Genomic DNA, 13,383 nt, shown 5'->3' with positions numbered 1-13,383 from the left:
TCAGCTCGCCGCGGTGTAGCGGACGCGTGCCCAGAGGGGGAGGACGAACCAGCACAGGAGGTACCAGGCCAGGACTCCCGCGACCAGCCACGGCACGATCGCGTTGTGCGTGGCCACCCGGAGCACGAGGAGGAGGGCGCACGTGCAGGTGGCCAGGAGCAGGATCAGTCCGGTGAAGGTCAGTCGCGAGGCCCACGCGACCGCCTCGGGTTTGATCCGGCGGCCCGAGACGATGCGGTGGAAGGAGACGGGCCCGATCAGCGCCCCCGTCGCCAGTGCGCCCAGCACCACGGTAATGATGTAGATCACCTTGTCGGTCTGGGGCAGTCCCTGGAAGTGCGGGGTGAAGGCGACGGTCAGCAGGAAGCCGAAGAGGATCTGCACGCCCGTCTGCGCGACGCGGATCTCCTGGATCAGCTCCTGCCACTGCCGGTCCGCGCGCTCCTCCACGCTCTCGCTCCGCCCGTCCCGGGCATCCTGCGCCATGAAGCCTCCCTGTGTTTTGCCGGGGCCGTTGCGCATGCGCGCGGGCAGTCCCACGTTCGGGCGACCCGGCGACCCGGCGACCCGGCGACCCGGCGACCCGGCGACCCGGCGACCGGGCGACCCGGCGACCGGGCTGCCGTGGCGGACCGTCAGCGGAGCACGCGTACACAGCCGTCCACAGGGTAGACGCGCCCGCATGACATGGAGGCAGGCACGGCGGCGTGGTGAGGTGCCGGAGGAATCCGAGGGGTCCGAGGACAGCGAAAGATCCGCGAAAGGGGCCACGGGGGCCGACCCGCGGCAACGCCGTCCGGCACACCCGGCCGTCCGGGCGCTGGCCATGGCGATCGCCTTCGTCGGGACCGTCCTGTTCGGTGCGGTCCTGGCCCGGCTGACGCTGGAACCGTCCGCCGCGTCGGAGGCCCTCGTGCACAGCAATGTCCGACCCGGTCATTCGATCAGCGCCTATCTGGACGGGACCCCGACGATCGAGGCGGTGCGCCAGCTGGGCGGGAACCTGCTGCTGGGGTTGCCGTTCGGGGTGCTCCTGCCGGTCCTGCTGCCCCCGGCCCGGGGGCTGGTACGGGTCGCCGTGGTGACGGTCGCCCTGATGACCCTGGTGGAGCTCACGCAGGGAGCCCTGATCACCGGACGCGTCTTCGACATCGACGACGTCATCCTCAACACGGCCGGAGCCCTCATCGGGTACGTGTTCATCGGCCTGCGGCTGGGCCGGGCCGTGCACCCGCGCCGCAGGCACTGGTGGCACCGCTGAGCCCGGACGGGTCGTACGGCGGCCCCCGCCCGCCCGGGATCAGACCTCGCGCCACCGGGCCATCGCCCAGGAGAACGCCCCGAAGAGCATCAGTCCGAGGGCGACCGCGACCAGCAGCCACGGCCCCGCCGGCGTCCGGGTGAACGACCTCAGGGTGTCGTCGACGCCCTTCGCCTGCGCCGGGTCGTAGCGCACAGCGGCGTACACGACGAAGCCGCCGACCGCCGCGAACAGGGCGCCCCGGGCCAGGCCGCCGGTCACCCCGAGAAAACCGACGGCCGCGCGCCACCGCGCCGAGACCCCGCCCATGGCGAGATGCTCGCGGAAGCTGCGCCGCGCCGCCTGCACCGCGATGACCGCGCCGGCGACGGCGATCCCGAGCCCGGCCGCACCCACCAGCCACCGGCCGGCGGGCAGCTCCAGTGCCCGCGCCGTCATGTCGCGGGACTGCTGGTCTCCGGAGTGCCCGCCTCCGCCCGCCGCGAACGACAGGACGGAGAAGGAGACCGCGGCGTAGAAGACGGTCCGGCCCGCCGAGGCCAGCCGCTTCACCGGCTTGCCGCCGTCGGGCCCGGTCGCGCCGAACGCCGCCTCCGACAGGCGCCACAGCATCATGCCGACGAGCCCGATGCCCACGGCCCAGACGAGCACGCTGCCGAAGGGCTTTCCCATGAGCTCCTGGAGGGCGCCCTGGCGGTCGGCCTCCTTGCCCCCGGCATCACCGAAGGCCATGCGCAGGGCCAGCATCCCGACCAGTCCGTACAGCACCCCGCGGGCCAGCAGCCCGCAGCGCGCCGTGACCTCCCGGCCCCCGCCACCGCGGGACTCGGCCCGGACGCCCCTGCCCGCGCGGCCGCTGCCCATCGCGGTCAGACCTCGCCCCGCCAGGCGCCCGTCCCGGCTCCGCGGGACTCGATGAACAGCTTGAACCGCTTCAGATCGCCGGCGACCTGGCGCCTGACGAAGCCGAGCTTGTCGGCTGCGCTCTCGGCCAGCCCGTCGGGCACCCAGTTCATGTGCAGGACGACCTTGGTGGTGGTCGCGTCGATCGGCTGGAAGGTCACCAGCCCGGCCTGGCGCGTCTCCCCGTCCACCGTCATCCACGCGACGCGGCGGTCCGGGTACTGCTCGGTGATCTGCGCGTCGAACTCACGCCGGACGCCGTTCACGTTCGTCACCCAGTGGGTGAGCGTGTCCGTGCGCTGTTCGATGCGCTCGACCCCCTCCATGAAGACGGGGAACTCCTCGAACTGCGTCCACTGGTTGTAGGCCGTCCGCGCCGGAACGTTGACCTCGACGTACTCCTCTACGTGCGACATGCGTACCCCTTCCGTGTCGTCGTCGGCAGCGGCCCCGCCCCGCAATCGCGCGAAGCCGGTCACCGCCGTCAGGACCCTGCAGGACAGCGGCCGCACGCGGTGCCCGGGGGGACGGGACACCGGCGTGCGGCCGCGGATCTCGGCGGGTCGCCGCCCCGCTCGAAACGGCAACCCGCCGACACTTACGCGTCTGGCCCTGAATCGAGGGCTCAAACAGAAGCGCGGAAAGAACTCGTACCGTGTCCGCACCTTCAGCCGTGGGTGACGTCCACCGTGCGGGGAGCTTCCGCTACCGGTGCCGGGCCAGGCTGCGGAGCAGGACGAGGAGAGCGAACGCGATGACGGCCAGATGGAGCCAGGCGGGGCCGGGCGCCGGGGTCAGGGCCAGGGAGTCGAGCGCGTGGGATGTCATACCGCGCGCCTGCCCCCGTCACGCGGAACGAAGCTCCGGTACGGGGACACGGGGACACGGGGACGGGGACGTGGGCGCGGGGCGGGGCGGCGCGGGGACGCGAGCGCCCGCCCGGCCGGGTCACAGACCTGTGGACCTGCCCGAGGTCAGCCGCGACGCCTCGATCTCGGCCCAGACGGCCTTGCCGTTCTCGTGGGTGTGCGTGCCCCAGCGATCGGAGACACGCTCCACGATGTAGAGGCCGTGGCCGCCCGGGAGGCCACGCTGCGGGGACGGGTGGCGGCGCGGAGGCGTCGTGGTGCCGTCGAAGACCTCCATCCGCAGGACGTCGCCGGCCGAGAGCGCGAGCTCGATGCAACCACCGGCATGCAGGGCCGCGTTGGTCAGCAGCTCGGACACGAGGAGCAGCGCGTCTTCCGACGTCTCGGTCCCGCTCCAGCCCCAGTCGAGCAGGGCCTGGCGTGCGAAGTCGCGGCCCTTGGCCACGGGTCCGCGTACGCCGGCCAGGCCGAGCCGGCGGCGCTGCCCCGCGACGGGAAGCCCGGCAGGCCTTCGATCGCCGGTTTCCGGCCCGATCGTTTCCACTGTGGTCTCTCACCCCCACCATTGACATTGGTCTCTGTTCGCGGGAACGAACAGGCCCCGTGGGGCCGAGGCCACCCGAGCACGCGACTGACAGTCTAAGGGGACCGCCGGTCGCTCAGAAGGCTGTCATGTGCAGCCTCAGATTGAAACCGCAGTCCGAGGCACGGATCTCCACCAGGTCACACAGCTGGTGGATCATCCACAGGCCCCGGCCTCCTTCGGCCGATGCCAGGGCGGGACGGCGGCGCCCCGCCAACGGGTCGGCGAGGTGACCTCCGTCGCGGATCTCGGCCACGAGCCCGGCACCCGCACCTGCACCGGACCCGGTCGTGCTCCACAGCCGGATCGCGCCGCTCCCGCCCCCGTGGGCGAGGGAATTGGCGGCGGCCTCACCGACCGCCAGGACGAGGTCGCCGCGCCGCGCCGCGCTCAGGGCCGTGCCTCGGGCGAAGGCCTCGGCGTACGCGCGTACCTCGCTCAGCTGCCCGTGGGTGTAGGCGAGCCAGGGCGCACCGCCCTCGGGTTCGGGCAGGGGGGCGTCGCAGTCGGCGCAGACCGACGAGGCGTCCGCGTGGTCCGGGCTCAGCAGGGCCTTGCCGTCCTCCAGCAGCGTGGGATGCGTACGCCGGGCATCGGACACCACGGCGGCCGGCAGGCCGAGGACGTCGTACGGGCACAGGATGGTGGCCTGCCGCCCCGCGAAGGCGGTGTTGATGAGGGCCTCGTGACGGGTGGCCTCCAGCGCCTCGGCCCGCGAGCGGCCGGGCCAGATCGGCTCGCCCACGATCCGGGCCGGCCGGCCCGCGTGCCGGCCGGCGAAATCCTGCAGGGCGGCCAGGATGCGGCCGGGATTGCGGCCCAGGTGCGTCATGTCCGTCCAGGTGACCCCGGTCGTGGTGACGCCGAGCTCCTCGCGCAGAGCGTCCAGCCGCGGGCCGGGCACGGCCACCAGCACCGGCTCGTCGGCCGCGAGGGCGGCCCGTACGAACCCGCCCACGGCTGCCAGGTAGTCCGTCTGCCCCCGGTAGAAGAGGGCGGGGTGGACGAAGGCCCCGGAGGCGCCGGACGCAGGAGAATTGATCATGCTGCGACCTCCAGCGCGGCACATTCGTCCGGGAACATCTCCACGAGCTTGCGGAGCGAGTAGGGCGGGTGGTGGAGCAGCAGGCGGCGCCCCTGGCCGGTGACGGTGGCGTTGGCCTGCACCAGGGCGGCCACGGCGGCCGTGTCGAGGAAGGCCACGGCGGACAGGTCGAGATGGACGACCGGGCCGGGGATCCGGGTGACGACGCCGAGCGCCGCGCGCAGGATCGGCCGGGTGTCGAGGTCGCAGCTGCCGCTCAGCAGGGCACCGGGGCGGTCGCGCAACGGCCGGGCGGTCAGCGTCGCCGCCGCCGTACCCGTCCCCGCGTGCGCGTACCGCACGACCGCGTCCGCCCACGTCCCGTCGTCGTAGAGCGCCTGCGCGCCGACGGGCGGGACAGGAGGGACGGGCGGGGCGGGCCGGATGGGCCGTACGGGAGGGACCGGTCCGTCGTGCCGGTGGGGTGAGGGCATGCCCGCTGCCTACACCGAGAGCATTCCGGCGCGCAGCTGGGCCAGGGTCCGGGAGAGCAGGCGCGAGACCTGCATCTGTGAGATGCCCAGTTCCGCGCCGATCTCCGCCTGCGTCCTGTCCTCGCCGAAGCGCAGCCGCAGGATCCGCCGGTCGCGTTCGTCCAACTGCTCCAGCAGGGGTGCGAGGGTGTGGAACTCCTCGAAGAGTTCCATGGCGGGGTCGACCTCGCCGAGCCGGTCCGCCAGCGGACGAGTCGTCCGGCTCGTCGTCGTCGACGGCTCGTCGCCCTCGGCGCAGGTGTCCAGGGAGCCGCTCGTATAGCCGTTCGCGGCGACCAGCCCTTCGACGACCTGTTCCTCGGTCAGTTCGAGGTGCTGGGCGACCTCCTTGACCGTGGGGGACCGGCCCAGTACCTCGGTCAGGGCCTCCTGGGCCCTGGCGAGCTCCGTACGCCGTTCCTGCAGACGGCGCGGAACGTGCACCGCCCAGGTGGTGTCACGGAAGTAGCGCTTGATCTCACCGGTGATGTAGGGGAGGGCGAGGGTGGAGAACTCGACCTCGCGTTCCGGCTCGTAGCGGTCGATGGCCTTGATGAGACCGATGGTTCCCACCTGGATGATGTCGTCCATGTCCAGACCCCCGCCCAGCACGCGGGAGCGGAAGCGCCGCGCGGCGAACTGGACCAGCGAGAGGTTCATCTCGATCAGGGTGTTGCGGGCGTACTGGTACTCACGCGTGCCCTCTTCCAGGACACCGAGCCTCAGGAAGAAGAGCCTTGAAAGCTCGCGCGCGTCGGCAGGCGCCATCTCCCGGGCGTTCTTCACCTCGGGCAGTTCCACGTCAAGCCGCGGGTCTCCCACGGCGCCGGGCACAGCGGGCGTCATATGCGCGTCTGTTGCACGAATGGGGCCTGCGACGGTGGTGGCCGAGCGAGACATGGTGGCCGTTCCCTCCCGATTGACTGACGGCTGCTCGGGCGCTTGTGCCCGGACTTCACCGCCCTACTCGCCCCTCGCGAAAACTTTTGTCCGCGGCCACCGCCGATGAGGTGGCGCCGGCCTGCGGGTGCGCGTGCCGCGGGCCTTGGCACCCTCGACCGGCCGGCGAGCAGGCATACTCCCTTGCGGAAGCCGTACAGGTGACGATCCGGGGAGGCGGACATGACCGGAGCAGGGGACGCGAACCACGAAGGCGTCGTCGGGAACAGCTACCTGGCCGGAGCCGGGTGGGTGGTCGCGGCGCACGGGGAGCTCGACCAGGACACGCTGGCCCCGCTCGAGGAGGCGCTCGCCTCTGCCGCGGACCAGCACCGGCTGGTGGTCCTGGACGCGGGCTCCATCACCTTCGGCGACTCCTCGTTCCTGAACCTGCTGCTGCGGCTGCACCACGTCACCACGCTGCGCATCGCCGCCCCCGGCGAGCAACTCCGCCGTCTCTTCGCCCTGACGGGCGCCGATACGGTCCTCTCCCTCCACCCGAGCGTCGAGGACGCCGTCGGCGGGCCGTGACCGGGTGATCAGGCGTGCTTCCGTCGACGATAGCCTTCATCACCGGTCGTGCGGCGATGGCGGATCCCCATCACGTCCAGGTCCCCGCGCCGGCACGGTCGTTGTCTAGAGTGAGGTTGGCGGATGGCTGAGCGGACGGGCACGGAGGCACCGGGCGGGTCACCGGCGCTCCCTGGCGAGGACAGGATCGGCGAATCGGAACTGCGCCAGCTGCTGGCCGGCCTGACGGCCGTACGGGACGGGGACTTCCGTACCAGGCTGCCCGATACGGCGGACGGGCTGCTCGGCGAGATCGCCACCGTGTTCAACGGGATGGCCGACCAACTGTCGCTGTTCACGTCCGAGGTGACCCGGGTGGCCCGCGAGGTGGGCACCGAGGGAACGCTCGGCGGCCAGGCGGACGTACCGGGAGTCGGAGGCGCCTGGCTGGACCTCACGGATTCGGTCAACTTCATGGCCGGAAACCTCACGGCACAGGTGCGTTCCATCGCCCAGGTCGCCACGGCCGTGGCCAAGGGCGACCTCTCGCAGAAGATCAACGTCACCGCGCGCGGGGAGATCCTGGAGCTGAAGGAGACCATCAACACGATGGTCGACCAGCTGTCCGCCTTCGCCGGAGAGGTCACCCGGGTCGCCCGGGAGGTCGGCACCGAGGGCCGGCTCGGCGGGCAGGCGGACGTCAAGGGCGTGTCCGGCACCTGGAAGGACCTGACCGAGTCGGTCAACGTCATGGCCGACAACCTGACCGCCCAGGTGCGCTCGATCGCGGAGGTCACCACCGCGGTGGCCCAGGGCGATCTGACGCAGAAGATCCGGGTGGACGCGCGGGGGGAGATCCTGGAGCTGAAGGAGACCATCAACACGATGGTCGACCAGCTCTCCGCCTTCGCCGACGAGGTGACCCGGGTGGCCCGCGAGGTCGGCACCGAGGGCAACCTGGGCGGCCAGGCCACGGTGCGCGGGGTCTCCGGCACGTGGAAGGACCTCACCGACAACGTCAACGTGATGGCGTCCAACCTGACGGGCCAGGTCCGTTCCATCGCCCAGGTGGCCACCGCCGTCGCCCGCGGCGACCTCTCGCAGAAGATCATGGTGGAGGCGAAGGGCGAGGTCGCCGCGCTGGCCGGCGTCATCAACACGATGGTCGACACGCTGTCCGCGTTCGCCGACGAGGTGACGCGCGTGGCCCGGGAGGTCGGCACCGAGGGCCGGCTCGGCGGCCAGGCACAGGTTCCCCACGTCGCCGGTACCTGGAAGGACCTCACCGACAACGTCAACTCCATGGCGAACAACCTCACCGGCCAGGTCCGCAACATCGCGCTCGTCACGACGGCCGTCGCCAACGGCGACCTGTCCAAGAAGATCGACGTGGACGCGCGGGGGGAGATCCTGGAGCTGAAGACCACCATCAACACGATGGTCGACCAGCTCTCCTCCTTCGCCGCCGAGGTCACCCGCGTCGCCCGCGAGGTCGGCAGCGAGGGCCGGCTCGGCGGCCAGGCCGAGGTCGAGGGCGTCTCGGGCACGTGGAAGCGGCTGACCGAGAACGTCAACGAGCTCGCCGGCAACCTCACCCGCCAGGTCCGGGCCATCGCCGAGGTCGCCAGCGCGGTCGCCGAGGGCGACCTGACCCGCTCGATCACCGTCGACGCCTCGGGCGAGGTCGCCGAACTCAAGGACAACATCAACTCCATGGTCGGCTCGCTGCGCGAGAGCACCCGGGCCAACCAGGAGCAGGACTGGCTCAAGTCCAACCTGGCCCGGATCTCGGGCCTGATGCAGGGCCACCGGGACCTCGCCGCCGTCGCGGAACTCGTCATGGACGAACTGACCCCGCTCGTCGCCGCCCAGTACGGGGCCTTCTACCTCGCCGAGGACGGCCCCGGCGGCCCCCTGCTCATCCTGGTCGGCTCCTACGGCCGTCCCGCCGGCACCGGGGAGGGCACCGGGTTCGCCCTCGGGGAGTCCCTCGTGGGGCAGGCCGCGCGCAGCCACCGGATCATCGCCACCGACCAGGTCCCCGGCGGCTACGTCATCTCCTCCGGGCTCGGCCACACCACCCCGGGCAGCCTGATCATCCTGCCCATCGTCGTGGAGGACCAGGTCCTCGGGGTGATCGAGCTCGCCTCCTTCTCCGCCTTCACCCCCGTACACCGGGACTTCCTCGGCCAGCTGATGGAGACCATCGGCGTCAACCTCAACACCATCGTCGCCAACGCCCGTACCGACGAACTCCTGGAGGAGTCCCAGCGGCTGACCGGGGAGCTCCAGGCACGTTCGGAGGAACTCCAGGTCCAGCAGGTGGAACTGCAGCGCTCCAACGCGGAGCTGGAGGAGAAGGCGGCCCTGCTCGCCAGCCAGAACAGCGACATCGAGGCCAAGAACCTGGAGATCGAACAGGCCCGGCAGGAACTGGAGGACCGGGCCCGCCAGTTGTCGCGGGCCTCCACCTACAAGTCCGAGTTCCTGGCGAACATGAGCCACGAGCTGCGGACACCGCTCAACAGCCTCCTCATCCTCGCCCAGCTGCTCGCCCAGAACCCGACCCGCAACCTCTCCCCGAAGCAGGTCGAGTACGCGGGCATCATCCACTCGGCGGGCTCGGACCTGCTGCAGCTGATCAACGACATCCTCGACCTCTCGAAGGTCGAGGCGGGGAAGATGGACGTCAACCCCGAGCGGGTGGACCTGCCGCAGCTGCTGGAGTACGTCGACGCCACCTTCCGACCGCTGACCACGCAGAAGAGCCTCGACTTCACCGTCACCACCGCTCCCGACGCCCCGGCCGACCTGCTCACCGACGACACGCGCCTGCGCCAGATCCTGCGCAACCTGCTCTCCAACGCGGTCAAGTTCACCGAGCGCGGCGGTGTCGAGCTGCGGATCGAACCCGCGGCGGCGCCCGAGGTCCCCGCCGGGCTCCCCGGCCGCGCGCCCATGCTCGCCTTCCGGGTACGGGACACGGGGATCGGTATCCCGGAGCAGCAGCTGGAGTCCGTCTTCGGCGCCTTCCAGCAGGCCGACGGCACCACCAGCCGCAAGTACGGCGGCACCGGGCTCGGGCTCTCCATCAGCCGCGAGATCGCCCAGCTCCTCGGCGGCGCCGTCATCGCGGAGAGCACGCCGGGTCAGGGCAGCACCTTCACCCTCTACCTGCCGGTCAGCCGGGCGGACTACGAGGAGGAACCCCTCCCCGCGACTCCCGGGACTCCCGGGACTCCCGGGACTCTCGGGGCCGCCGAGGCCCCCGCGGCGGCCCGGCACGCCGGCACCGCCGGACATCCCGTACCGGCCGGCGCCGGCGCGGCCGTTCCGGTCCCGCCGCAGCGGCGGGCCCGCCGTCTCCTGGTGATCGAGGAGCGTCCCCACGGCCTGCTCTCCCTCGTCGCGGAGAGCGCCGACCGGGACCTCACCCCCGGCCCTCTGCCGGCGGGGGACCACCGCGAGGCCGTCCAGGTGGTCAACGCCACGAGCTCGCGGGAAGCCGCCGCCGCCCTGGCCTCGCACTCCTTCCATTGCGTCGTCCTCGAACTCGACATGCCCGGCGGCGAGGCCCTGCGCTTCCTCGACGCGCTCGACGGAGACCCGGCGCTCTCCTCCCTCCCGGTCCTCGCGCACAACAACCCCCGCCTGAAGACCGGGCAGGAGCGTGCACTGCGGGACCGGGCCGCGTCGCGCCGGCTGGAACTGCTGTCGAGTCTGGACGAGCTCCGGGAACGCATCGTGCTGCACCTGTCCGCCGACCGGCCGGGGGACGTACTGCCCCTCGTCCACAAGGAGGCGCAGGACCGGCAGAGAGCCCATCCGCTCGACGACGACCTGGCCGGACGCACCGTCCTCGTCGTCGACGACGACGCGCGCAACCTGTACGCCCTCAGCGGGGTGCTGGAACAGCACGGTGTCCGCGTCCTCCACGCGGAGGACGGCCGCAAGGGGATCGACACCCTCACCCGCAACGAGGGCGTCGACCTGATCCTGATGGACGTCATGATGCCCGAACTGGACGGCTACGCGGCGACCGCCGAGATCCGGCGGATGCCGGCCTACGCGGGGCTGCCCATCATCGCGGTCACCGCCAAAGCGATGCCGGGCGACCGTGAGAAGAGCCTCGCCGCGGGAGCCAGCGACTACGTGACCAAGCCGGTCGACGCCGACGACCTCATCGCCCGCGTCCGGCACTGGCTCACCGGATGACCCCCGGCACACAGCGGTACGACGACGCCCGCTCGCCGGGAGCGGTCGCCGAGGAGCCACTGCGGAACGCGGTCCCGCACCATGCGCCGGCACCCCTGGGACGCCTGGTCGCCACCGTGGAACGGCTCCGCCGCGAGGTGCGGGAGGCGCACGCCGCCGCGGACGGCAGGGCCCTGATCGAGCTGGCCAAGGGCATCCTGATCGGCCAGCTGAGCTGCACCCCCGCCGCGGCGGCACGCCAGCTCGACGAACTGTCCCGCGAGACCGGGCTGTCCGCGCTCGAACTCGCCGCCGACATCGTCAACCAGGCCTCCCGCGACCACGTCAGCGAGGTCGCCGCCGCGTTCGCCCGGCGCACCGGCACGCCGGAACCGGCCGAGCGGTCCACCACGGTCTCCGTGCGGCTGCGTACCGCCGAGAGCGGGGTACTGGCCGCCGCCGACGACACCCAGGCGGTGGCCGAGTCCCTCCTGACGAACGCCCTCGGGCCCCTGGGCGCGGTCGCCGTCGCCGTCTGGAGCGCGGCCCCCGACGGCTCCCTGGCCCTCGCCGGCCACGCCGGCTTCCCGCCCGGGGAAGCCGCGCGCTGGCGCCACGTACCCCCGGGCGTCTCCACCGTCGCCCGTCTCGCGCTGCGCGAGCGCCGACTGGTCACCCTCGCCCGGCTCCAGCACGACGGACCTCCCTCGATCGGCCACCTCCAGCAGCCCGACGGCGGGCGGATGGCCGTACCGGCCGGAACCGGCGGACGGATCCACGGCGTCCTCGAAATCTGCTGGCCGCAGCCCCTGGCGCCGCAGCCCCCGCAGATCGAGCGCCAGGTCGAGGCCCTCGCCGAACTGTGCGCCCGCACCATGGACGCCGCACCCGCGCGCGATCCCGGCACGCTCGACGCGGTGCTCCCGGACGTCGCGGAGCTGATCGACCTCTCCGAGGGCCTGCACGACCCCGCCGTGGTCCTCACCCCGGTACTCGACCACGAGGGCCGGCTGACCGACTTCCGCATCCGACACGCCGGCAGCCGCTTCGTCGATCCCGCCGGGCGGCCGCGCGGCGACGTGAACGGCGCACTGCTGCTGGAGGCTTATCCGATGGCCGGGGGCGAGAGCGGGCTCTTCGACATCGTCGAGCGCGTGCACGCGACGGGCGAGCCCTTCCGCGCCGAACGCATGAGCCTGACCGCGCTCGTCGACCAGATTCCCCTCACCTCGGTCGCGGACATCAGCGTCAGCCGCCACGGGGCCGCCGTCCTGCTGATCTGGCGCGTCGAGGACGAGACGGCACGACTGGCCGACCTCCTCCAGCACGCCCAGCGCCTGGGCCGGATCGGCGGCTTCGAGGAGAACCTCGTCACCGGCGGGATCACCTGGAACGCGCAGCTGTACGCGCTGCACGGACTGCCGGCCACCGCCCCGCCCGTGCGGCTGCGGGAACTGCCCGGCTACGCCCATCCCGACGACTCCGCCGCCGTGGACCGCTTCCTGCGGGCCGTGCTGCGCTACCGCCGTCCGGCCTCCGTCAACCTGCGCCTGCGCAGGCCGGACGGCATCACCCGGCACATCCGCGTCGTCGCCGAGCCCGTCCTCGACGCCGACCAGCGGCTCCACGCAGTCCGCGGCGCCTACCAGGACATCTCCGCACAGCACTGGACCGAGGTCGCCCTGGCCGCGACCCGCGACCAACTGGCCCACACCGAGGCCGAGTCCGCCGAACGCAACCGCCTCGCCCTGCAGCTCCAGCACGCGATCATGCCCCCCACCCCGCCGGCCGTCGAGGCACCCGGCCTGCGCGTCGCCGTCCGCTACCGGCCCGCCGAGACCGAGTCGCTCGTCGGCGGCGACTGGTACGACACCGTGGTCCTGCCCTCCGGACTGGTCATGCTCTCCGTGGGCGACGTCGCCGGACACGGAATCGAGGCGGCCACCGGCATGGTCGTCCTGCGCAACGCGCTGCGCGGCCTCGCCGTGACCGGAGCGGGCCCCGCCCAGCTGCTGTCCTGGCTCAACACGGTCACCCACCATCTCGCCAAGCACGTGACGGCCACCGCGGTCTGCGGGATCTTCGACCCCGGCACCCGGGTGCTGCGCTGGGCGCGCGCCGGACACCTGCCGCCCGTACTCGTCCGCGGCGGCGAGGCGGAAGCCTTCCCGCTCATCGAGGGCCTGCTCCTCGGCGCGCTGCCCGAAGTGACGTACGCCGAGCGGGAGGTACGGCTCGAACCGGACGACACCCTGCTGATGTACACGGACGGGCTGGTGGAGCGACGGGACTCCTCGGTGCAGGACTCGCTCGGCCACCTCATGAACGCGGCGGCCGCCGGCGCCGGAGACCTGGACCGGCAGCTGGACCGCCTCCTCGCCGAGAGCCGGTCCGACACGGACGACGACACCTGCGTCATCGGAATCCAGGTCGGCTGACGCGGCAGGGCGGCACCCCGGACCCGGACGGTGATCACCCATCGCCTCGTCCGCGACTTCCACAGCGACATCGAGTCCGACGGGCGGGGACCGGTCCTCGACCACTCCGAACCGGCGGCCGCGCCGACC

At 72.3% G+C, this 13,383-nt stretch carries 12 protein-coding genes; 4 read left to right on the top strand and 8 right to left on the bottom strand.

From position 1 onward, the window contains the following. Positions 1-486 carry a DUF6328 family protein gene (locus ACFY04_RS17570; RefSeq protein WP_389117599.1) on the bottom strand — a complete coding sequence of 162 codons (486 nt, stop codon included), beginning with the start codon at positions 484-486 and terminating at the stop codon, positions 1-3. A gap of 340 nt (positions 487-826) precedes the next feature. Here ACFY04_RS17570 and ACFY04_RS17565 point away from each other — a divergent pair, with 340 nt between their 5' ends. After that, on the top strand, positions 827-1,261 hold the full coding sequence (locus tag ACFY04_RS17565) for a VanZ family protein (protein WP_389117597.1): 435 nt from the start codon (positions 827-829) through the stop codon (positions 1,259-1,261). Between the two features lie 39 nt (positions 1,262-1,300). Here ACFY04_RS17565 and ACFY04_RS17560 read toward each other — a convergent pair whose 3' ends face one another. The 7 genes from ACFY04_RS17560 to ACFY04_RS17530 form a co-directional block, all read right to left on the bottom strand. Then, on the bottom strand, positions 1,301-2,125 hold the full coding sequence (locus ACFY04_RS17560; protein ID WP_389117595.1) for a DUF1206 domain-containing protein: 825 nt from the start codon (positions 2,123-2,125) through the stop codon (positions 1,301-1,303). Between the two features lie 5 nt (positions 2,126-2,130). Beyond that, positions 2,131-2,580 carry an SRPBCC family protein gene (locus tag ACFY04_RS17555; RefSeq protein ID WP_389117593.1) on the bottom strand — a complete coding sequence of 150 codons (450 nt, stop codon included), beginning with the start codon at positions 2,578-2,580 and terminating at the stop codon, positions 2,131-2,133. Positions 2,581-2,869: 289 nt separating this feature from the next. Further along, the gene (locus ACFY04_RS17550; RefSeq protein ID WP_382593124.1) at positions 2,870-2,992 is read right to left on the bottom strand and encodes a hypothetical protein; all 123 of its coding nucleotides are present in this window, start codon (positions 2,990-2,992) and stop codon (positions 2,870-2,872) included. Positions 2,993-3,112: 120 nt separating this feature from the next. Next, positions 3,113-3,577 (bottom strand): ATP-binding protein, encoded by a 465-nt coding sequence (locus ACFY04_RS17545; RefSeq protein WP_389117591.1) that lies wholly within the window; start codon positions 3,575-3,577, stop codon positions 3,113-3,115. 115 nt (positions 3,578-3,692) lie between these two features. Then, a complete protein-coding gene (locus tag ACFY04_RS17540; protein ID WP_389117589.1) occupies positions 3,693-4,661 on the bottom strand; it encodes an anti-sigma factor RsbA family regulatory protein in 969 nt (322 codons plus the stop codon). Then, positions 4,658-5,134 (bottom strand): lipid asymmetry maintenance protein MlaB, encoded by a 477-nt coding sequence (locus tag ACFY04_RS17535; protein ID WP_389117586.1) that lies wholly within the window; start codon positions 5,132-5,134, stop codon positions 4,658-4,660. The genes ACFY04_RS17540 and ACFY04_RS17535 overlap by 4 nt, the downstream gene beginning before the upstream one ends. Positions 5,135-5,143: 9 nt before the next feature. Beyond that, positions 5,144-6,019, bottom strand: a complete 876-nt coding sequence (locus ACFY04_RS17530; RefSeq protein ID WP_389117584.1) for a SigB/SigF/SigG family RNA polymerase sigma factor — start codon at positions 6,017-6,019, stop codon at positions 5,144-5,146. Between the two features lie 276 nt (positions 6,020-6,295). Between ACFY04_RS17530 and ACFY04_RS17525 the strand changes: the two genes are divergently transcribed. The 3 genes from ACFY04_RS17525 to ACFY04_RS17515 all read left to right on the top strand — a co-directional run bounded on the left by ACFY04_RS17525 (position 6,296) and on the right by ACFY04_RS17515 (position 13,254). Further along, a complete protein-coding gene (locus tag ACFY04_RS17525; RefSeq protein WP_373041770.1) occupies positions 6,296-6,643 on the top strand; it encodes an STAS domain-containing protein in 348 nt (115 codons plus the stop codon). 123 nt (positions 6,644-6,766) lie between these two features. Continuing rightward, a complete protein-coding gene (locus tag ACFY04_RS17520) occupies positions 6,767-10,837 on the top strand; it encodes a HAMP domain-containing protein (RefSeq protein WP_389117582.1) in 4,071 nt (1,356 codons plus the stop codon). Next, on the top strand, positions 10,834-13,254 hold the full coding sequence (locus ACFY04_RS17515) for a SpoIIE family protein phosphatase (protein WP_389117580.1): 2,421 nt from the start codon (positions 10,834-10,836) through the stop codon (positions 13,252-13,254). The genes ACFY04_RS17520 and ACFY04_RS17515 overlap by 4 nt, the downstream gene beginning before the upstream one ends. Positions 13,255-13,383 lie beyond the last annotated feature (129 nt).

The sequence above is a fragment of the Streptomyces sp. NPDC001549 genome (assembly GCF_042894025.1).
Classification (GTDB): domain Bacteria; phylum Actinomycetota; class Actinomycetes; order Streptomycetales; family Streptomycetaceae; genus Streptomyces; species Streptomyces kutzneri.
The sequence above is the reverse complement of the archived record's forward strand: the minus strand, read 5'-3'. Positions and strand labels throughout refer to the sequence as shown.